At 72.9% G+C, this 19003-nt stretch carries 17 protein-coding genes; 7 read left to right on the top strand and 10 right to left on the bottom strand.

Translation table 11 applies throughout. The annotated features are described in order from the left end of the window. Window positions 1-20: 20 nt before the first annotated feature. Window positions 21-1370: a hypothetical protein gene (locus GON04_RS05190; RefSeq protein ID WP_157396884.1), complete on the top strand. Its 1350-nt coding sequence runs from the start codon at window positions 21-23 to the stop codon at window positions 1368-1370. Here GON04_RS05190 and GON04_RS05185 read toward each other — a convergent pair. The 7 genes from GON04_RS05185 to GON04_RS05155 all read right to left on the bottom strand — a co-directional run bounded on the left by GON04_RS05185 (window position 1363) and on the right by GON04_RS05155 (window position 8780). Further along, a complete protein-coding gene (locus tag GON04_RS05185; RefSeq protein WP_157396883.1) occupies window positions 1363-2601 on the bottom strand; it encodes a multidrug effflux MFS transporter in 1239 nt (412 codons plus the stop codon). The two genes, GON04_RS05190 and GON04_RS05185, sit on opposite strands and share 8 nt — an antisense overlap. Before the next feature lie 69 nt (window positions 2602-2670). Continuing rightward, window positions 2671-2946 carry a hypothetical protein gene (locus tag GON04_RS05180; protein WP_157396882.1) on the bottom strand — a complete coding sequence of 92 codons (276 nt, stop codon included), beginning with the start codon at window positions 2944-2946 and terminating at the stop codon, window positions 2671-2673. 406 nt (window positions 2947-3352) lie between these two features. Beyond that, window positions 3353-4033, bottom strand: a complete 681-nt coding sequence (locus GON04_RS05175; RefSeq protein ID WP_157396881.1) for a DUF2894 domain-containing protein — start codon at window positions 4031-4033, stop codon at window positions 3353-3355. Beyond that, window positions 4030-4695, bottom strand: coding sequence for an OmpA family protein (locus GON04_RS05170; RefSeq protein ID WP_157396880.1), 666 nt, complete (start codon window positions 4693-4695; stop codon window positions 4030-4032). Before GON04_RS05170 ends, GON04_RS05175 begins: the two co-directional genes overlap by 4 nt. Beyond that, window positions 4695-6863, bottom strand: a complete 2169-nt coding sequence (locus GON04_RS05165) for a DUF802 domain-containing protein (protein WP_157396879.1) — start codon at window positions 6861-6863, stop codon at window positions 4695-4697. Before GON04_RS05165 ends, GON04_RS05170 begins: the two co-directional genes overlap by 1 nt. Next, window positions 6860-7528, bottom strand: coding sequence for a DUF3348 family protein (locus GON04_RS05160; protein ID WP_157396878.1), 669 nt, complete (start codon window positions 7526-7528; stop codon window positions 6860-6862). Before GON04_RS05160 ends, GON04_RS05165 begins: the two co-directional genes overlap by 4 nt. A 283-nt stretch (window positions 7529-7811) precedes the next feature. Next, window positions 7812-8780: a tripartite tricarboxylate transporter substrate binding protein gene (locus GON04_RS05155; protein WP_157396877.1), complete on the bottom strand. Its 969-nt coding sequence runs from the start codon at window positions 8778-8780 to the stop codon at window positions 7812-7814. 224 nt (window positions 8781-9004) lie between these two features. Here GON04_RS05155 and GON04_RS05150 point away from each other — a divergent pair, with 224 nt between their 5' ends. Next, on the top strand, window positions 9005-9799 hold the full coding sequence (locus GON04_RS05150; RefSeq protein ID WP_157396876.1) for a transglutaminase-like domain-containing protein: 795 nt from the start codon (window positions 9005-9007) through the stop codon (window positions 9797-9799). A gap of 23 nt (window positions 9800-9822) precedes the next feature. Here the strand turns inward: GON04_RS05150 and GON04_RS05145 are convergent, their stop codons facing one another. Next, on the bottom strand, window positions 9823-10056 hold the full coding sequence (locus tag GON04_RS05145; protein WP_157396875.1) for a hypothetical protein: 234 nt from the start codon (window positions 10054-10056) through the stop codon (window positions 9823-9825). 89 nt (window positions 10057-10145) lie between these two features. Next, on the bottom strand, window positions 10146-12143 hold the full coding sequence (locus GON04_RS05140; protein WP_157396874.1) for a transcriptional regulator: 1998 nt from the start codon (window positions 12141-12143) through the stop codon (window positions 10146-10148). Window positions 12144-12335: 192 nt separating this feature from the next. Between GON04_RS05140 and GON04_RS05135 the strand changes: the two genes are divergently transcribed. Continuing rightward, a complete protein-coding gene (locus GON04_RS05135) occupies window positions 12336-13211 on the top strand; it encodes a class I SAM-dependent methyltransferase (RefSeq protein WP_157396873.1) in 876 nt (291 codons plus the stop codon). A gap of 87 nt (window positions 13212-13298) precedes the next feature. Next, window positions 13299-14132 carry a PPK2 family polyphosphate kinase gene (locus GON04_RS05130; RefSeq protein WP_157396872.1) on the top strand — a complete coding sequence of 278 codons (834 nt, stop codon included), beginning with the start codon at window positions 13299-13301 and terminating at the stop codon, window positions 14130-14132. Between the two features lie 21 nt (window positions 14133-14153). Here the strand turns inward: GON04_RS05130 and GON04_RS05125 are convergent, their stop codons facing one another. Further along, window positions 14154-15167: a LacI family DNA-binding transcriptional regulator gene (locus tag GON04_RS05125; RefSeq protein ID WP_157396871.1), complete on the bottom strand. Its 1014-nt coding sequence runs from the start codon at window positions 15165-15167 to the stop codon at window positions 14154-14156. Between the two features lie 126 nt (window positions 15168-15293). Here GON04_RS05125 and GON04_RS05120 point away from each other — a divergent pair, with 126 nt between their 5' ends. Genes GON04_RS05120 through GON04_RS05110 form a run of 3 tightly spaced genes read left to right on the top strand, consistent with a single transcriptional unit; the run spans window position 15294 to window position 18683 of the window. Further along, window positions 15294-16265 (top strand): tripartite tricarboxylate transporter substrate binding protein, encoded by a 972-nt coding sequence (locus GON04_RS05120; RefSeq protein ID WP_157396870.1) that lies wholly within the window; start codon window positions 15294-15296, stop codon window positions 16263-16265. Then, window positions 16258-17907: an AMP-binding protein gene (locus tag GON04_RS05115; RefSeq protein ID WP_157396869.1), complete on the top strand. Its 1650-nt coding sequence runs from the start codon at window positions 16258-16260 to the stop codon at window positions 17905-17907. The genes GON04_RS05120 and GON04_RS05115 overlap by 8 nt, the downstream gene beginning before the upstream one ends. Before the next feature lie 17 nt (window positions 17908-17924). Further along, the gene (locus GON04_RS05110; protein WP_157396868.1) at window positions 17925-18683 is read left to right on the top strand and encodes a citryl-CoA lyase; all 759 of its coding nucleotides are present in this window, start codon (window positions 17925-17927) and stop codon (window positions 18681-18683) included. Window positions 18684-19003 lie beyond the last annotated feature (320 nt).

Here is a 19003-nt window from a genome sequence, read left to right as displayed (position 1 = left end):
CCCAGCGGGACGGAGGGCTCATGTCTCGTTTACAGCGCGTCGCGGGGCGTCCCGCGATCCGGTTCGCATTCCTGTTCGCATCGCTCGGTGCCTGCGCAGCGGCAGCGCAGGTGCGGTTTCCGCCCCAGCCCACCAGCACGGCCCAGTGCGAATTCGCCATGGAGCAGGCGAAGTCGCAGGCGAACGTCTACGGCAACCGGGCCAGTGAGTACGTCGACCAGTCGAACCAGACCGTCCGGCAGATGCTGGCGGCCTGCAGCGGCCTGGCCGGTAGCGGCAATGGCAGCCACGCGCGCTGTACCGCCCCCTACGATGCCCGCCGCAAGCAGCTGCACGAGCTCACCGAGAAGAACTTCGCCGAGGCGAACCGCATCCGCCGCGAGGCGCATCCGCAGTACATGAACTGCGTCCAGGTCGCCCGCGCGCACGAGCGCCAGGAGCAGGCCAGCCGGGCGGCCGCCGAGGAGCAGCAGCGCCGCGCCCGGGCCGCCTACGAGGAGGCCCAGCGGCAGCAGTACCGCGCCGAGCTGGACCGCGCCCGCGAGCAGCACGAGCGGGAGCAGCAGCGCCAGCGCCTCAGCGCCACGACACCCGTCCCCTCGGTGCCGCCGGCCAACCAGCCGCGGATCGTCATGACGCCCCAGATGGCGGAGCAGGCCCGCGCCGAGGCGCAGGGGGCCCAGCAGCGCCAGCAGCGCGAGCAGGCCCAGGCGCTCGGCGACACCTTCCGGGGCATGGCGGCCGTCCTGGCCTCCCGGCCGGGCAGCACCGGCGTCGTCAACAGCGAGGCCAACGTCGCGGTCAATGCGGCCCGCGGGGGTTCGCCGGTCGCGGGCGCGATCGGCGGCAGCGCCATCGCCGCCGCGGGCGGGCGGGCGGCCGAATCCAACGCCACCTTGCAGCGCAGCCTGCGCGACATGGACACGATCACCGGCAGCCTGCCGGCGGGTTCCGGCAACAGCCGGCCCGCTCCGGCGGCACCGGTCGCGGTCCGGCCCTCGGCCGGCGGTGCGGGAGACAGTGTCCCCGCCGCACCGGTGACGGCCACGACCCCTGCCGCCAGCGGCACCGGCACGGCTCCTGTCGTGGCTGCGACCCGCCCGGCTCCTGCCGTGGCCGCGACCGTTGCGGCGGCCACCGCACCGGCTGGTGCGGCCGCCGGTGGCGCCCCTGCAACCGGCACCCCTGCAACCGCCACCCCCGCGGCAGCCGGCGCCGAGGTGAAGGTCGCCGCGGCGCCGGCGTCGCCCAAGCAGGCCTGCGGCAAGCGGGTGTTCCTGGCCCTGGCGGCGTGCCTGTCGCAGCAGTGCATGAAGCCCGAGTTCGCCCGGCACGCGGAGTGCAAGGCGCCGGAGGCCCCCGTCAACTGACCTGGGCGGCCGCGTGGCGGCCGATCTCCGGCCAGCGGTGGTGGACATAGATCCAGGCCACCAGGCCGATCCCCATCATCAGCAGCGAGGTGATCGCGAGCAGCCGGGTCGAGTGCATGACCAGCGGCGCGATCGCGCCGGCCACGATCCCGTTGGCCGTGGAGCCGATCACGGCCTGCAGCGAGGATGCCAGCCCGCGCCGCTGCGGGTTCAGGTCCAGCGCCAGCAGCGTGACCACCGGCACCATCAGCGACCAGCCGAAGCCGAACACCGCGATCGGCGGCAGCGCCCACCAGGCCTGGGGCGCGAACAGGAGGTTGGCCGCCACGTTCAGCAGCGACACCGCCAGCATCACCACGAAGCCGTGGCGGATCTGCGTCTTGGGCGCGATGCGCCCGGCCAGCCGGCCGCTGGCCCAGGCGCCGCCCATGATCCCGCCGATCGACAGGATGAAGAACCAGAAGAACTGGGTCGGCGCCAGCTGCAGGTGCGTGCCCAGGAACTCGGGCGCCGACAGCACGTAGAGGAACATGCCGTTGAAGGGCACGCCGCTGGCCAGTGCGAGCAGCAGGAAGCGCGGGTTGGCGCCCAGCTGGGCATAGCCGGCCAGCAGGTTGCGCGCCCGGAACGGCTGGCGGTGGTCGTGGTGCAGGGTCTCGGGCAGCAGCCGGGCGTTGGCGGCGAACAGCACCGCGCCGACCGCGGTGAGGAACCAGAAGATGGCGTGCCAGCCGGCATGCACGAACAGCCAGCCGCCGATGATGGGCGCGACCGCCGGCGCCACGCCGAAGTAGATCGTCACCTGGCTCATCACCTTCTGGGCCTGGGCCGGCGGGAACATGTCGCGGATGACCGCGCGCGAGACGACGATGCCGGCGCCGGTCGACAGGCCCTGCAGCGCCCGGAAGGCCACCAGCTGGCCGATGGTCTGCGACAGGGCGCAGCCGGCCGAGGCGAGCGTGAACACCGCCAGCCCCCACAGCACCACTGGCCGCCGGCCGAAGCTGTCGGCCAGCGCACCATGGAAGAGGTTCATGAACGCGAAGCCGAACAGGTAGGCCGACAGCGTCTGCTGCATCTGGACCGGCGTGGCGCCGATCGCGGCGCCGATGCCCGCGAAGGCCGGGATGTAGGTGTCGATCGAGAACGGCCCCAGCATGCCCAGCACCGCCAGCAGCACGGCCAGCGCCCACGCCGGCGCGCGCCAGAGCGTCGCGGCGTCGGGGTTCATGCGGGAAAGGAAGTGGGCGCGCGGCGGGCGGGCGGGACGTTCATGCCGGCATCGTACGGCCGGGCTGGCTCAGGCCGGGACGCCGTCCTCGGCGAACGCGCCCTTGCGCTCCAGGCGCGGCCCGGCCGGGGCCGGCACCGCGGGATCGAAGAACGACTTGTCCAGGTGGCGGCTGAAGCGGGTGAACCAGTTGGTGCGCGGATAGAAGGCGGTGCCGCGGGGGCCGGTCACGCGCACCAGGCCGTCGGACTGCACGACGGCCGAAAAACTGTCGGGGTCGCGGCCGCTGGCGCGCAGCAGGTTGGCCAGCAGGAGGCTCTCGTTCGGGCTGATGTCTTGATTCACCGTGCAATGGTGGCAAGACGGGTGCCTGAGCGGTAGTCGCCGAGGGATGCGACTCGCGTAGGACGCCGCCGCGCCCGCGCCACGGTTGACGTTCCGCACGCACGCACGCCGCCAACCGCGTCCTACGTCGGCCAGGCGCGGCCGTGCCGACCATGGCTTGTCGCAGCAGGAGGTCGCATCATGTGGGACAGGCATGGCCCCGAGGACGTCGGACTGGTGGGAACGCCCTACTTCTGGACCGGCGTGGCCGGAGCCCTGGTCGTCTGGGCGGCCCTGATGGTCGCCTTGTGGTGGTGACGCGCCGCCTGTAGCGGCCCACGATCGCCGGCGCGGGCCCCGTCCCGGGACGTCTCGCGCACCGGCGCAGCCCGACCCGATCGGGGGCGCCCCGGCGGCGCAGCGCCCCTCAGGCCTTGCGGGGCTTCCGACCCGTCACCTTGGTGCCCTTGACCGTCTTCGCGCTCCTGGCCGGGGCCGGCCGCGGCAAGTCGGCGGCGCGTTCCAGCCACTGCAGCGTCTCGACGTGCAGCAGGAAGCGGCGCAGGTAGTCGGTCGACACCTCGCCCATCAGGGCCAGTGACTGCAGCACCAGCCGATGCGAGTTGAGCGGTCCGGCGTTGGCGGGCTGGCGCGAGACCGCCTGTTCCAGCTGGTCCTGGGTGCGGCTGCTCGACCAGGCGCGGCGGAACCGGCGCACGCTGGCCAGCTCGTTCGGCTCCTCGGCGCCGTGCGGTACCGGCATGGCCGGTGCGACCGGCCGCAGGGTGCGGATGTAGGCATTGAGCTGCGCCAGCGGCACGCAGCCAGGCGCCGCCGCCGGCGCGCGACGCGGCGCGGCGGGCGCCGGCGGTCCGGCCGTGGCGACGCGCGCGGCGTAGGCGGACACGGCGGCCTGCAGCCTGGACTGGAGCAGGCGCCGCACCGGCTCGGGCTGGCCGGGCAGGCGGCGCGCCAGCGCCTCCAGCGCATGGAAGCGCGCCGGGTCCAGGCGCCAGGCGCCCGCGCTGCGCCAGGCGGCCAGCGTCGCCTGCAGGGCTGCGTCGGCGTCCTGCGTGTCGGGAGGAGCGGCGGACGTCGATCCGGTCATCGGCTGGCGGCGGCCGGCGCGGCGGGCGCCTGGGCGCCGGCGGTGCGGGGCACCGGCGCCATTTCCACCCGGCGGTTCAGGGCGCGGCCCTCGTCGCTGCGGTTCGTGGCCACCGGCTGCTCGGCCCCGAAGGCGGCGGCGAACACCTGCGACGAGGGCATGCCTTCCTCGATCAGCGCGCGGGTCACGGTCAGGGCGCGCTGCGCCGACAGCTCCAGGTTGTCGGCGAAGCGGCGGTTGTGTTCGGAGACGGGCTTGTCGTCGGTGAACCCGCTCACCATCAGCATCTCGTTGCGCTCGCCCAGGTAGACCCGCAGCGGGTGCACCAAGCTGCGCAGCAGCTGCCGCCCCTCGCCGCGCAGCTGGTCGGAGTTGACCGGGAACAGCACGCTGCCGCTGATGCCGATGCGCCCGTCGTTCAGCGTGACGCGGCCCGAGGCCAGCGGGATCGCCAGCGCCTTCTCCAGCGCGATGCGGCGCTGCTCCTCGATGCGGCGCTTCTCCACCTCGGCCTGCAGGGTGCCGACCAGGTCCATCTGCACCACCAGCAGGCCCACCAGCACCAGCACGAAGGCGCCCACCAGGCCGGACATCAGGTCGCCGAAGACGGCCCAGACGGGCGTGGCCTGCTGGGCGGCTTCGCTGTCCTCCAGCTCCAGCATCAGGCGGTCCCCTCGGCCATCGCCAGCGCCTTGCCGGGCTTGCCCTGCAGCTGCCGCACCTTCTCGACCAGCCCCTGCTGCGAGGCGATGCTCAGGTCGATGACCTCGCGCGCCTGCGCCACGTAGTAGGCCAGCTGCTCGTCGCTGCGGGCCGTCGAGCGGGACAGCGAGGCCTCGATGCGCGCCAGCCCGTCGGTGAGCTTGTCGTTGCTGGCCTGGAACAGCTGCACGCCGGCGCCGAACGCCTCGGCGACGCCGGCCAATTCGAGCGAGCCGGCCGCGATGTGCGCCGCCGCGTCGGCGGCCCGGCCGGCCTGTGCTTCCAGCACCTCGGCGAAGCGCTGGCCGGCCTGCTCCAGCACCGACGCCGCGGAGCCCACCAGCGCCTCGATGGCGGCGCGCTGCTCGCCCGAGGCCTGGTTGACGGCCTGCAGCAGCGTGCCGAGCTGCTCGAGCAGGGCGGTGCGCTCCTGCAGCGCCAGGTTGTCGTGCTCGGCGACCCGGCTCATTTCCAGCCGCAGCTGCGAGATCACGCCGGCGGCGGCCTGCGGCACTTCCGAGGCGGTGTTCAGCAGGCGGGTGATCGGCGCCTCCAGCGCCGCGCCCAGCGTGGCCAGGTGCTGCGCCACGGCGGCCTGCAGCTCGCCGAGCCGGTCCACCGCGGCCTGGCCGCGCGCCGACTCCTCCTGCCGCAGCGCCGCCAGTTCGGTGCGCCACAGGCCCGCGAGCTGGTCCATGCGCTCGCCATGCTGCTCGATCCAGCGCGCCTCGGTGTCGGCGCGCGCGCGCACCAGCTGGCCCGAGTCGTCGAGCAGCCGGGCCGCCTGCGCGGCCTGCTCGCCGGCCTGGCGGGCGATGGCGCCGGCCGTGGCTTCCAGGGCGGCCCCGGCCGCCTGTTGCTGCGCCATGACCTGGTCGCCGACCTGGCGCCACTGGTCTTCCAGGCTGCGGGCCATGGCCTCCAGCGACTGCGTCCAGGCCTGCAACCGCTGCTGCTCGAGCGCGGCCTGGTCGGCCTGGGTGTGCGCGAGCCGGTCGTCGACCGACGCCAGCAGCGCCGTGCTGCGCTGCTCGAAGGTGCTGCTGAAGGCGTCCAGCGCCTCCTGCAATCCTGCCGCCGACGCCTGGCTGCTGCGCGCCTGCTCGTGCAGGGCGGTGGTCCAGGCGTCCGACAGCGAGCGGCCGGTGGCGCCGAACTGCTGCGACAGCGCATCGACCTGCGCCGTGGCGACATCGCCCAGGCGCGCATGGAGCCGCTCGCTGTCCTGCACGATGCGCTGCATGGCCGACTCGACCACCGGGCGGATGCTGTCGCCGGCGGCCTGCGCGCCCGCCGTCAGGCTGTCCCGCAGCGAGGTCCCGACGCGATCGGCCAGTTGCCCATAGGCCAGGGCGGCCTCGCGGTGGAAGTCGCCCTGGCGCGCCAGCAGCTGCTCGTCGAGCTGGCGGCCGCGGGCCTCCAGGCGCTCGGCCAGCCCCTCGAGCTGGACCACCAGCGCCGGCAGGGCGTGGGCCTGCTGCTGCAGCGCGCGGAACGTCTCCTGCCGCTGGTGCACCAGCGAGAACGGCTGGAACACCGTGGCGCTGCGCTGGTCGAGCAGGCGGGCCACCTCCAGCCGCTCGCGCCGCGCCATGGTGGACAACAGGCCCAGCATCGCCGAGGCCGCGACGCCGGCGACCGAGGTGCCGAACGAGAGCCCGAGGCCGCGGATGGGCTCGGCCAGCGCCGAGCGGATGGCCTGCAGGTCGGTCGAGCCTTCCAGCGCGAACACCGCGCCCCTGAAGGTGACCACCATGCCCAGGAAGGTGCCCAGCATGCCCAGCATGACCAGCAGGCCCACCAGGTAGGGCGTGAGGGCGGGGCCGGGCAGGGCGCCGCGCTCGCCCTCGATGCGCTGGCGCACCGCGCCGCGCAGCGTGCCGGGCACGCGCTCCAGCCAGTCGGGCAGCGCGGGCAGCGGTTGCGGGATGTCGGCCAGCGCCGTGGCCAGGGCGGCCGTGCCGGCGCGGAACTGCCGCAGTTCGGCCGCGCCCACCAGGTAGACGGCGCCGATCACGGCGGTCATGGCCAGGGCCAGCCAGCTGCCCGAGCCGACGAAGCCCGAGCCGACCCAGGCGATGGCCAGCAGGCCGACGGCGAAGGCGAGGGCGAAAGATCGTTTGCTCATTCCGGATGCTTCGAGGGGTTGTTCAGTGCGTCGACCAGGCCCGCGACGGGTTCCAGGCGCACATCGAGTTCGGCCAGCAGCGCCTGGCGCCAGTCCTGGCGGAAGGTGTCCAGCCAGGCGCCCGGCTCGGCGTCCTGCGGCTGCGTGCGGCGCAGGTGCTGGAAGCGCCGCTGCAGGTGCGTGCCCACCGAGGGCAGGACCTTCTGTTCGCGGGCGGCCAGCGCCCGTTCCAGCACGGCGTCCAGGGCGGCGAGTTGCCGCAGGCGCGGCGAGGCGCGGCCCAGGACCTGGCGCGCATGGTCGCGAAACGGGGGGATCAGCTGCTCCATGTCGCGCTGCAGCTTCTGGTGGCGCTGCTGGTAGGGCGCCAGGGTGCCGTCGTCCTCCACCGGCTGCGCGACCGCCTGGGCCAGGGTGGCGCGCAGCTTCTGCAGGTCGCCGGCCAGCGTGCCGGCGGCCGGTCCGGCGGCACCGGCCCGCTCGCGCGGGGTCGCCGCCTCGATGGCACGGATCGACTGGTGGGCCGCCTGCAGGCCGATGGCATCGAACGCGTTCAGCCACAGGCCCAGCCGTTCGGCCACGTCCATGCCCGGTGGCTCGGTGTCCACCGGGGTCCATTCGCCGAGCAGGCGGACGAGCCTCGAACTGCTGAAGGTGCTCTGCAAGAAAACGGTCCTTTGCACCGCGGGGCGGAATCCAGGTTTTTCGTGGAGAGTGGGGCGAAGCGCCTGGCGGGCCGGGGTCCCGGCCGGGCCGGCCAGCGGACCAGCCGCGGCGGGGCGCTCCCTGATGAGGCTGCTGCCCGACCCGTATTAGAAACGATCCGGCCCTGCCGCCCGTCGGCGGGCGGTGCCGGCTGTTGCGCCGATCGCCCGGCCCCGTGGCCGATTCCCGCGCCACCAGCGCGACGGTTGCAAATCCGTGCGCTTGTTGCCTGTTGAGGCAGGCCTATTCGGCGCGGATGCCGTTGCGGCGGATCACATTGCCCCAACGGGCATAGTCCTTGTCGACCACGTCGGCCAGCTGCGCCGGGGTGGACGAGGCCGCGTCGAGGCCGGCCTTGGCCAGCACGCCCTTGACGTCGGGCAGCTTCAGGATGGCGTCCAACTCGCCCTGGAGGCGCGCAACCACCGGTGCGGGTGCGCGGGCCGGCAGGAAGAAGGCGTACCACATGTCCACGTTGACGGCCTTGAGGCCCAGCTCCTCGATGGTCGGCACATCGGGCGCCACCGGATGCCGGGCACTGCTGCCGACCGCCAGCGACACCAGCTTGCCGCTGGCCACGAAGCCCTGTGCCACGTGGACCGGCAGGAAACCCACGTTCACCTCGCCCGACAGCAGGTCCTGCACGTAGCCCGACGTCCCCTTGTAGGGCACGTGCAGCATGAACACGCCGGCCTGGCTCTTGAACAGCTCCATCGCCATGTGGTGCGGCGTGCCCACGCCGGGCGAGCCGTAGCTGATGCGGCCCGGCTGCTCCCTGGCCGTGCGCACCAGGTCCTGGAGCGACCTGATGCGGGTCTTCGGGTTGGCCACCAGCATCAGCGTGCCGTAGGCGGCCATCGAGACGGCCGAGAAGTCCTTTACCGGATCGAATGGCACGCCCTTGTAGAGCTGCGACGCGATCAGCATGGTGTTGGCCCCCATCAGTACCGTGTAGCCGTCGGCCGGCGCCTTGGCCACCAGGTCGGCGCCGATGTTGCCGCTGGCGCCGGGCGAGTTCTGCACCACCACCGGCTGGCCCAGCCGTTCGCTCAGCCTGGGCTGGATGGTGCGGGCGATCGTGTCCATGCCGGTGCCGGGCGTGAACGGCACCACGATGCGGATCGGCTGGCCGGGCCAGGCCTGGGCCTGGGCGACCGTCGCCGCGACGGCCAGCAAGCCGGCCATGAATGCATGCAGGAGCCGCGCTGCCATGGGTGATTCCTCCTCGTCGTTGCAGCCCTGCGACCGGGCGTAGGACACGCTCCGGTCGGGCTGCGCGGCATCTTGGGCCGCTGGCAGGCGGGTGTCCATCCGGGCCAAACCCCAGTGACGGAGGCCGGGCGGCGCGTCGCAACCACGGCCTTAGGCGCTTGCTGCCACGGATCAGGCATGCCGTCCGACAGGGCAGGAGCCGGTCCCTTGCCAGCATTGGGGTCATGCTGCTCACGTCCGTGGCCGACATCCGCGTGCTGTGCGAACAGGACTGTCCCGTCGTGGCCATGCTGCGCCCGCGCAGCGGGCCGGAACAGTGGGTGGTGGGACAGCGCTACGAGCTGTGGCCCTGGGTTCCGGCGCGCGAATACCTGGACAGCTACGGCAACCTGTGCCAGCGCTTCGTGATCCCGCGCGGCGAGATGCGGCTGGCGGTCACCTCCGAGGTCGAAGTGGCCGACATGGTGAGCGTCGACGTGCATGCGCCGGCGACGGCGGTCGACCGGCTGCCCGACGACGCGCTGGTGTACCTGCTGCCCAGCCGCTACTGCCCGAGCGACGCCATGGAGGACCAGGCGCGCGAGATCGTCCAGGGGTGCGCGCCCGGCTACCCGCAAGCGTCACGGGTGCGCGACTGGATCCGCGAGACGCTGGCCTACCGATATGGGGTCAGCGATGCCTCCACCGACGCGCTGCGCACGCTGGAGCAGGGCGCCGGCGTCTGCCGCGACTTCGCCCACGTGGGCGTCTCGTTGTGCCGCGCGCTGCGCATGCCGGCGCGCTTCGTCGTCGGCTACCTCCACCAGCTCGACCCCATGGACATGCATGCCTGGTACGAGGTGTTCGTCGGCGACCGCTGGTACACCTTCGACGCCACCCAGGAGCAGCCGCGCGGCGGCCGCATCGTGGTGGCCTGCGGCCGCGATGCGACCGATGTCGCGTTCCTGTCGAGCTTCGGCGCGCTGGAAGTCCAGGACATGACGGTGCGCGTCGAGGCGCGCGAACGGCCGGCGGCCTGAGCGGCGGCGGCCCGCAGCGGCGATCAGTCGCTCTTCTCGACCTTGCGGCCGTCCCCGACCGGGCGGCCGGCCTCGCGGTTGTTGCGCACGCGGGCACGCCAGAGCGCCTCGAAGCGCTCGCGCCAGAACACCACGTTCTGCATGGCCAGGCGCTGGCGCTCTTCGCAGGCACCGCGTTGCATTTCCGTGCGCACCGCCCACACCGCGCCCCGCAGCATGGTCCGGGCCACTTCCAGGGAGCGGGTGTGGTCGTTCATGACTGCAGTAGAAGCCTTCGCCGACCGCCGCGCCGTCCGACAACGGCTCAGGCGGAATGCGCTCCCGTCCTACCTCGGCCGGGCAACGGTCAGGCCTGCAGGAGGCCGACCGCCTTGCGCACCAGCAGGGCGATGTCGGGACCGAGCTGGAACGCCTGGTTGAAGTCGGCCAGGCCGTAGCCCGGGTGCGCCTGCTGGATCGCCGCGGCGGTGGCCGCGGCCTCCTGGGTGCGGCCGGCCAATGCCAGGCAGAACATGGCGATGGCACGGATGTGCACATGGGCGTTGGGGCGCGCGGCGGAGCGCACCGCCCAGTCGGCCGCCTCCTCGAAGCGGCCCAGCCGCAGCAGGGCCAGCGCGCGCGAGGCCAGCATGCCGAACAGCAGCGGGTCGAGGGGACTCAGGGCCCGCGCGTGGTCGGCGGCCTCGATGGCGAGGCCGGCATCGCCCGACTGCGCATGGACGAATCCCAGCGTGTAGTGGCCGAGGGCGAAGCTGGGACTCAGGTCGATGGCGGCGCGCAGCTCGCCCAAGGCCTCGTCGTGCCGGCTCTTCAGCCAGAGGGCACGGCCCAGCGCCCAGTGCGAGGCCGGGTCCTGCTCGTCGGCCATGAGCCCGTCGGCGGCCGCGGCATAGGCCTGCTCGACCGCCGCCGCGCGTTCGCGCCAGCCGAGGAAGGCGTCCTGGAAATGCGTGAACGACAGCCCGGCGTGCGGCCGGGCGAAGGTGGGATCGAGCCGGATGGCGGTCTGGAAGAACTGTCGCGCCTGTTCGTTGTCCTCGCGGTGGAAGCGCACCATGTGCCACAGCCCGCGGTGGTGCGCCTCCCAGGCATTGAGCGAGTTCGGATTCTTGAGGATGGCCCGGTTGCGTTCGGCCACCTCGACCTGGTTGGCGATGGCCACCACGATGCGGTCGCCGATCTCGTCGAGCACGGCGAAGGTGTCGTCCAGCCGGCCGCCGTACTCCTGCGCCCACACCACGCGCGCACTGCGCGTCTCGGTCAGCTGCACGCCCACCGACAGGCGCGCATCGGCGCCGCGGCGCAACCAGCCGGCGGCGACGTAGTCGACGTCCAGGCGGCGGCCGGCATCGCCCGGGTCGACCCGGCGCTCGGCCAGCGCGAACATGGTGCCGTCGGCGATCACGAACAGGCTGCGCAGGCGCGACAGCCGCGCGATGATGTCGCGCGCCATGCCGTCGCCGAGTCCGCCGCGCAGTGCCGGGCCGGGCGTGCGGTCGGAGAACGGCAGGACGGCGAGCGAGGCGCGCCGGGCTGCGGCCGTCGCCACGTCCGTCGCCATGTCCGGCGGCGCGGCCGGCAGCAGCGCGCCGGCGGTGTCAATCGCTGCGCCGGCGGGCTCGCGTGCCTGCCGCGCCTTGGCGGCGCGCCAGGCGTGGCCGATGGGCGCCCAGTCCTGGCCCTCGGCCTCGAACTGGCGCGCCACCGCCGCGAGGTGGTCGTCGCCCTCGCGCAGCCGGCCGCGCAGGGCCAGCGCTTCCAGCAGCCCGGCGTGGGCGCGCCGGTCGAACGGGGCGATGGCCAGCAGGCGTTCCAGCGCGGCCAGCGCCTGGTCGCTGCCGGCCGGCAGCGCCCGCACCCAGTGCTCCAGCAAGGCCGCGTGGCCGGCCCGCAGGCGGCGCCGCTCGGCCACGAGCCAGCCGGTGAACGCCGGGCTGTGCGGCAGCTCCAGGCCCTCGAGGAAATCGTTGCCGCCGAACAGCGCCGCCAGGGCCTCGAGCCGGTCGGCCGATAGCGACGCGACGCCTTCTTGAAGGGCCTGGCCCACCTCGCGCGCGTCGAGGCGGCAGCCGGCCAGGTCGAGCGAGACCGCATCGCCGTCGGCGACGACGCGGGGGCGGCCGGGTTCGTCCAGCACCGCGCGCAGCTTGCTCAGGCACCAGCGCAGCTCACCGCGCGGGTCGCTGGGCAGGTCCCAGAGCAGTTCGCACAGGTGGCTGCGGCGCGCGGGGCGCGCGGCCATCGCCAGGTAGGCCAGCAGGGCGCGGGTCTTGCGCGACGGCGGCAGGGGCAGCGCCACGGCGCCGCGCCGCACCTCCAGGGGGCCGAGCAGCTGTAGCGTCAACCCGATGGCGGTGGGGGATGCGCTAGCCGCCCGGCTGAGTCGTGGCACCGCAATTCCCACGCCGGCTCCCACGCCGGTGTCCACGCGGTCGGCCGACCCTTGCGTGGACGGCCGCAGGGTTCCCGCTTGCCGGCCGCCGCGATCCCCGCGCCACGGGGCACCCACCGATCGTCACGCCACAGGAGCCACGCCATGCACGCATCGTTCGCCACCGCCACCGCCACCATCGCCGGAACCGCCACCGGGCCGGCAGCCGCCGCCACGCCCGACTTCGCCGCCATCAAGGCCCGCCAGAAGGCGGCCTGGGCCTCGGGCGACTATGCCGTGGTCGGTACCACCTTGCAAATCGTCGGCGAGAGCCTGTGCGAGGCGGCCGACCTGCGGGCCGGCCAGCGCGTGCTGGACGTCGCGGCCGGCAACGGCAATGCCACGCTGGCCGCGGCCCGCCGCTGGTGCCACGTGACCTCGACCGACTATGTGCCGGCCCTGCTGGAGCTCGGCCGCGAGCGTGCCGCGGCCGAGCGCCTGCACGGCATCGAGTTCCTCGAGGCCGATGCCGAGGCGCTGCCGTTCGACGACGGCAGCTTCGACGCCGTGCTGTCGACGTTCGGCTGCATGTTCGCGCCCAACCCGCCGCGCGTGGCCGCCGAGATGCTGCGCGCCTGCCGCGCGGGCGGCACGATCGCGATGGCCAACTGGACGCCCGAGGGCTTCATCGGCCAGCTGTTCAAGACCGTCGGCCGGCACGTGCCGCCGCCGGCGGGCGTGAGCTCGCCCGCGCTGTGGGGCGCCCGCGCCACCATCGAGAACCTGTTTGGCGCGCAGGCGCTGCGCATCGCCTGCGAGACGCGCCAGTTCGCGTTCCGCTACCGCTCGCCCGAGCACATGCTGGAGATCTTCCGCGGCTACTACGGGCCGGTGCTGAAGGCGTTCGCGGCGCTGCAGGAGGAGGGCCAGCAAGCGCTGGCGCAGGAGCTGGTGGGCCTGATGAAGCGGTTCGACCGCGGTGGCGGCGACGGGCTGGTGATCCCCAGCGACTACCTCGAGGTCGTCGTCACCCGCCGCTGAAGACCCGGGCGGGGAGGGCGGCTGCTGTCGAGCGTGCCGCCCGGCGGCTGGTCCCACGGCGACGGTCGGGCGACGCATACTGGACCGATGGACGACCTGCCCTCCCTGCCGGCCAAGCTGGCCCGCCTGCGCCATGCCCATCCCGGTGACTTCAACCTGTCGCGCATCGACCCCGCGGCCCAGCCTTGTTCCCGGGGCGGGAAGGCGGCCGACAAGGTCCGGGTCGAGGAGTTGGCGGTCGAGCTCGACGGGCTGCAGAACCGGTTCTGGGCCGACCGGCGGCACCGCCTGCTGGTGGTGCTGCAGGGTTCGGACACCAGCGGCAAGGACGGCACCGTGCGCGGCGTGTTCGGCCGCATGAGCCCGCTGGGGGTGCACGTGGTGTCGTGGAAAGCGCCGCTGGGGCCCGAACGCGAGCGCGACTTCCTGTGGCGCATCCACGCCCAGATGCCGGGCAACGGCGAGATCACCGTGTTCAACCGCAGCCACTACGAGGACGTGCTGGTGCCCGTGGTGGAGGGCGACCTGCGCGGCAAGGCCCTGCAGCGCCGCTACCGCCAGATCAACGACTTCGAACAGATGCTGACCGAGACCGGCACCGTGATCGTCAAGTTCATGCTGCACATTTCGCGCGAGGAGCAGCGCGTGCGCCTGCAGGAACGGCTGGACGACCCCGAGAAGGCCTGGAAATTCGACCCCAAGGACCTCGAGGTGCGCGAGCACTGGGACGACTACCAGCGCGCCTACCGCGACGCCATCAGCGCCACCGGCACGCGGTGGGCGCCGTGGCACGTGGTGCCGGCCGATTCCAAGACCCATCGCAACCTGATGGTCGCGACGGTGCTCAAGGCCACCCTGCAGTCGCTCGACCTGCGCTTCCCGCCGTTGCCCAAGGGGTTGGCGGGGGTGCGGGTGAAGTGACGGACGCGGCCCGCGCCGCGCTCAGCGTCCCGGCGCCGGCCCGCAGGACCCGCCGATCACCAGGTCCCAGTCCAGGATCACGCGCCGGGGCGGCCCGGCCGCGCGGGCGATGCGGTCCATGATCAGTTGCACGGCGACCTGTGCGCTGCGGTGGTAGTCGTAGCGCAGGGCAGTGGCCGGCGGGTACATCAGCTCCAGGGTCTCGGTGGTGCCGATGCCGACGATGGAGAAGTCGCGCGGGACCTCCAGCCCCTTGCCGCGCACCACGTGCAGCGCGCCCGACAGCATCTGGGTGCCCAGCGCGATCAGCGCCGTCGGCGGTGCGGGCCGCTCCAGCAGGCGGGCCATGCAATCGCGTGAGGACTCCAGCCACGACTCGGGCATGAACACCAGCCCGGGGTCGAACGGCAGGCCGGCGGCCGCCAGCGCCTCGCGGTAGCCGCGCAGCTTCTCGCGTCCCGGGGCCAGGTTGGCGCCCGACACGAACAGGGCGATGCGCCGGTGGCCCAGGGTCAGCAGGTAGTGCATGGCCTGCCGCAGGCCGCCGGCGTGGTCCATCAGCACGCTGTCGAAGGCATCGCCCAGGTCGCGCTCGACCACGACCACCGGCAGCGCGGTCTTGCTGAACGGCGATTCCGCCGGGTCCGGGTACTCGAAGCTGGGCGAGGCGATCAGGCCCTCGAGCCGCCGGTTCTCGAAGAAGGCCACCAGCTCGCGGTCGCGTGCCGGCCGCTCGGAGCTGCCCACGAGCAGCGAGTAGCCCGCGGCCTGGGTGAGGCGCTCCACCTCGCTGAGGTGCGCGGCGAGGGCAGGGTTGGCGATGTTGGGCAGCAGGTAGCCGATGGTGCGGCTGCGGCCGGTGCGCAGGTGGCGGGCGGTGAAGTCGGGCTCGTAGCCGAGTTGCTCGACGGCCTGCAGCACGCGCTGGCGCAGCGCCGGGCTGGCGTAGCCGCTGGCGTTGAGCACGCGCGAGACGCTGCCCACGGACACCCCGGCGGCGGCCGCGACGTCGCGCACCGAGGCGCGGTCACTCATGGTTTACCAGCATGAAAACGTTCCACAGGATTGCCCCGCACCGCACCGGCTCCTAGACTGGAATCTCGATGTGAAAACGGTTCCACATTCTCGGCCGTTTGCGAACCCCCGACAAGGAGACATCCCATGCGCGCGCTTCTGCGAGCCCTCATCGCCGCCGCCGCCCTGGCGGCCGCCGTCCTGCCACCGGCCGTGGCACAGGAGTGGCCCAACCGGCCCGTGACCTTCCTGCAGCCCTACGGCCCGGGCACCAACCTCGATGCGATCACGCGCTACCTCTCGGAACGCATGAGCCAGCAGTGGAAGGTGCCGGTGGTCGTCGAGAACAAGGCCGGCGCCAACGGCGTGATCGGCACGGAGCAGGTGGCCCGCTCGACCGGCGATGGCTACACCTGGCTCTTCACCGGCCCCGGCCACTTCACCAACGAGGTGCTGATGGGCAAGGTGCCGTTCGACCCGATCAAGGACTTCAAGCCGGTGGCGCGGCTGGCCAGCGTGATGCTGGTGCTGGTGGTACCGGCGAACTCGCCCTTCCAGTCGGTCAAGGACCTGGTGGAGTTCGCGCGGAAGAACCCCGGCCAGGTGAGCTACGCGTCGGCCGGCAGCGGCAGCGCGCAGCATCTGTCGGCCGCCGCCTTCCAGCAGGCCTCGGGCGCGACCTTCCTGCACGTGCCGTACAAGACGCAGGCCGCCGCGCTCACCGACACGCTGGGCGGCCAGGTGAGCTTCGCGTTCTCCGCCCTCGCGACCGCGCAGGCCCAGCTCAAGGCCGGGCGCATCCGCGCCCTGGCCGTCACCGGCCCGCGCCGCTCGCAGTCGCTGCCCGACCTGCCCACCGTGGCGGAGGCGGGCGTGCCGGGCTACGAGTTCTTCTCGTTCAACGCCGTGTTCGTGCCGGCCGGCACGCCCGACGAGATCGTGCGCAAGTTCTCCGACGCGCTCGGCGCCGCCATCCGCACGCCGCAGTTCGCCGAGATGGCCAAGGCCCAGGGCTTCGAGAGCGACTACGCCGACGCGCAGGCGTGGAGCGCCATCGTGCCGGCCGAGCGCAAGAAGTGGCAGGACCTGATCCGCGTCAGCGGCGCCCGCAATGAATAGGCTGCCGGGCTACGACGCCAGGACGTCGACCATCGACCGCGTGCTGCGCGAGCACGCGCAGCGCTGGGGCGACAAGACCTTCCTGACCTGGCTGCCCACGGGCGCCACCATGAGCTACCGCCAGCTGGACGACCTCACCCTGCGCGTGGGCGCCGGGCTGGCGGTGGCGGGCGTGGCCGCGGGTTCCCACGTCGGCGTGCTGATGAACAACTGCCCCGAGCAGCTGCTGGCCATCCTGGGGCCGGCCCGCGCCGGCTACGTCTCGGTGCCGCTCAACGCGGCGGCCAAGGGCCAGCTGCTCGCCTACTTCCTCGACCACGCCGATTGCACGGCGCTGGTGGTGGAGGAGGCCCTGCTGCCGCGTTTCCTGGAGGCGAGCGCGCAGCTGCCGCGGGTGCGCCACGTGTTCGTGGTCCGGCCCGATCGCGGCGAGCCGCCGCTGCCGCAGGACCCGGTTGCCGCGCCCCCGGGCGTGGTGCTGCGCGAGTTCACGGCCCTGCTGCAAGCCCCGGCCACGCCGCCGGAGGCGCCACCGGCCTTCAGTGCGCTGGCCATGCTGATGTTCACGTCGGGCACGACCGGTCCCTCCAAGGCCATCATGTACACGCACGCCCACTTCATCTACTGGGGCTCGGACGTGGCCTACCACCACGAGTACACGCCCGAGGACATCGCGTACGTCTTCCTGCCGCTGTTTCACGGCAATGCCCTGCTGGGCAGCACGATGGGGTCGCTGATGGCCGGCGCGGCGATCGCGCTGGCGCCGCGCTTTTCGGTCAGCCGGTTCTGGGAGCACGTGCGCTCCAGCGGTGCCACCGTCTTCAATGGGGTCGGCGCGGTCACCAACTTCCTGTGGAAGCAGCCACCGTCGCCCGCCGACCGCGACCACCGGGTCCGGCGTTGCCACCTGGCGCCGGTGCCCGGCTTCGCGCGCGAATTCGAGCAGCGCTTCGGCATGGCCATCATGAGCGCCTTCGGCCTCACCGACTACTGCCTGGGCGCCGCCTACAACACGAAGAGCCGGCGCGACAAGCTGGGCTCGTGCGGGCTGCCGCGCGCGGGGATGGACATCCGCATCGTCGATGAGGACGACTTCGACGTGCCGCCCGGCACGCCGGGCGAGATCGTGATGCGCAACAACAATCCCTGGGGCGCCTCGCTCGGCTACTACAAGCAGGCCGAGGCCACGGCCGCCAGCCGCCGCAACCTGTGGTTCCACACCGGCGACCGCGGCCGCATGGACGAGGACGGGTACGTCTGGTACACCGACCGCATCAAGGACGCGATCCGCCGCCGTGGCGAGAACATCTCGGCCTTCGAGGTGGAGGAGGTGATCCGCACCCATCCCGCGGTGGCCGACGTGGCGGTGTACCCGGTGCGCGCCGAAACCAGCGAGGACGAGGTCGCGGCCACCATCACGCTGCGGCCGGATGCCGCCGCTTCGTTCAGCTACGAGTCGCTGCTGGAGCACTGCAGCCGCAACCTGGCGTACTTCATGGTGCCGCGCTACGTCCAGGTGGCGGCCGACATGCCCGCCACGCTCAGCCAGAAGATCGAGAAATACAAGCTGCGCCGCGCCGCCGAGGCCGACCTGTCGGCCCTCTGGGACCGCGAGCGCGCCGGCATCAGCGTCGCGCGCTGACTTGCAGGAGAACCCCCATGCGCACCAAGCCCCAACCCACCACTTCCATCGCGACTTCGGACGCCCAGCGCATCCTGATCCGCGGCCACGACCTCGTCGAGGACCTCATCGGCCAGGTGAGCTTCACCGAGATGTTCCTGCTGCAGCTCACCGGCCAGCGGCCCTCGGCCGCCCAGGTGCGCGTCCTGGATGCCGTGCTCGTCACGCTGATGGAGCACGGCATCACGCCGAGCGTGATCGCCACCCGGCTGATCTACCACTCCGCCCCCGACGCCCTGCAGGCCGCGGTGGCGGCGGGGCTCTTGGGGGTGGGCACGACGTTCATCGGCACCATGGAAGGCTGCGCCGCGAACCTGGAGGAGATGCTGGCCGCGCCCGAAGGCGTCGAGGCGCGCGCCCGCGCGATCGCTCTGCGCCACAAGGAGGCCGGCAAGGCGGTGCACGGCTTCGGCCATCCCCACCACAAGCCAGACGACCCGCGCACGCCGCGCATGCTGGCCGTGGCCGAGCGCGAAGGCGTTCCGGGCCGCCACCTGGCGGCGCTGCGCACGCTCTCGGCGCAGGTCGACGACGTCTACGGCCGCCACCTCACCATCAACGCGACCGGAGCCTCCGCCGCGCTGCTGGGCGAGATCGGCATCCCGCAGAAGGTGATGCGCGGCGTGGCGGTGGTGAGCCGCTCGGCCGGCCTGGTCGGGCACATCCAGGAGGAAATCACCCGGCCCTCGGCCGTCTACATCTGGGAGACGGTGGACGAGGCGATTCCGTACCGGTGAGAGAGCCGGCCGCTTCCTTCCCGACGCCAAGGTCGCGGGCGTGCGGCTCCGGTCGCAACGACCCTGCGCTGCGTACGTCTCGCCCGTTCGCCTCGACTGCGTGCGGGCGAAAGCGGCTATGATGGGCTTCGCACGACGTTCTCGAGTCGTCAACACCGGTCTCTCCTCCCCTCCCGCCGTTCCACGGCGAGTCGCTGTCGAATCCCCCCGTTGAACTTGCTGGCGTCCGGCTTCGCGCAAGCGGAATGCAAAGCCGCCGCATCACGCCTGCTCCGCGCGAGCAGGTGCCGTCCGTTCTTCCTTCGACACCCTGGAGCAGC

The sequence above is a fragment of the Ramlibacter pinisoli genome, from assembly GCF_009758015.1.
Classification (GTDB): domain Bacteria; phylum Pseudomonadota; class Gammaproteobacteria; order Burkholderiales; family Burkholderiaceae_C; genus Ramlibacter; species Ramlibacter pinisoli.
This window is presented reverse-complemented; position numbering and strand designations above follow the sequence as displayed.

What these genes read in the sequence shown, in the direction of transcription:
- GON04_RS05190 (WP_157396884.1), top strand. Translation starts at nt 21, where the DNA reads ATGTCTCGTTTACAGCGCGTCGCGGGGCGTCCCGCGATCCGGTTCGCA.
- GON04_RS05185 (WP_157396883.1), bottom strand. Translation starts at nt 2,601, where the DNA reads ATGAACCCCGACGCCGCGACGCTCTGGCGCGCGCCGGCGTGGGCGCTG.
- GON04_RS05175 (WP_157396881.1), bottom strand. Translation starts at nt 4,033, where the DNA reads ATGACCGGATCGACGTCCGCCGCTCCTCCCGACACGCAGGACGCCGAC.
- GON04_RS05170 (WP_157396880.1), bottom strand. Translation starts at nt 4,695, where the DNA reads ATGCTGGAGCTGGAGGACAGCGAAGCCGCCCAGCAGGCCACGCCCGTC.
- GON04_RS05165 (WP_157396879.1), bottom strand. Translation starts at nt 6,863, where the DNA reads ATGAGCAAACGATCTTTCGCCCTCGCCTTCGCCGTCGGCCTGCTGGCC.
- GON04_RS05155 (WP_157396877.1), bottom strand. Translation starts at nt 8,780, where the DNA reads ATGGCAGCGCGGCTCCTGCATGCATTCATGGCCGGCTTGCTGGCCGTC.
- GON04_RS05150 (WP_157396876.1), top strand. Translation starts at nt 9,005, where the DNA reads ATGCTGCTCACGTCCGTGGCCGACATCCGCGTGCTGTGCGAACAGGAC.
- GON04_RS05145 (WP_157396875.1), bottom strand. Translation starts at nt 10,056, where the DNA reads ATGAACGACCACACCCGCTCCCTGGAAGTGGCCCGGACCATGCTGCGG.
- GON04_RS05135 (WP_157396873.1), top strand. Translation starts at nt 12,336, where the DNA reads ATGCACGCATCGTTCGCCACCGCCACCGCCACCATCGCCGGAACCGCC.
- GON04_RS05130 (WP_157396872.1), top strand. Translation starts at nt 13,299, where the DNA reads ATGGACGACCTGCCCTCCCTGCCGGCCAAGCTGGCCCGCCTGCGCCAT.
- GON04_RS05125 (WP_157396871.1), bottom strand. Translation starts at nt 15,167, where the DNA reads ATGAGTGACCGCGCCTCGGTGCGCGACGTCGCGGCCGCCGCCGGGGTG.
- GON04_RS05120 (WP_157396870.1), top strand. Translation starts at nt 15,294, where the DNA reads ATGCGCGCGCTTCTGCGAGCCCTCATCGCCGCCGCCGCCCTGGCGGCC.
- GON04_RS05115 (WP_157396869.1), top strand. Translation starts at nt 16,258, where the DNA reads ATGAATAGGCTGCCGGGCTACGACGCCAGGACGTCGACCATCGACCGC.
- GON04_RS05110 (WP_157396868.1), top strand. Translation starts at nt 17,925, where the DNA reads ATGCGCACCAAGCCCCAACCCACCACTTCCATCGCGACTTCGGACGCC.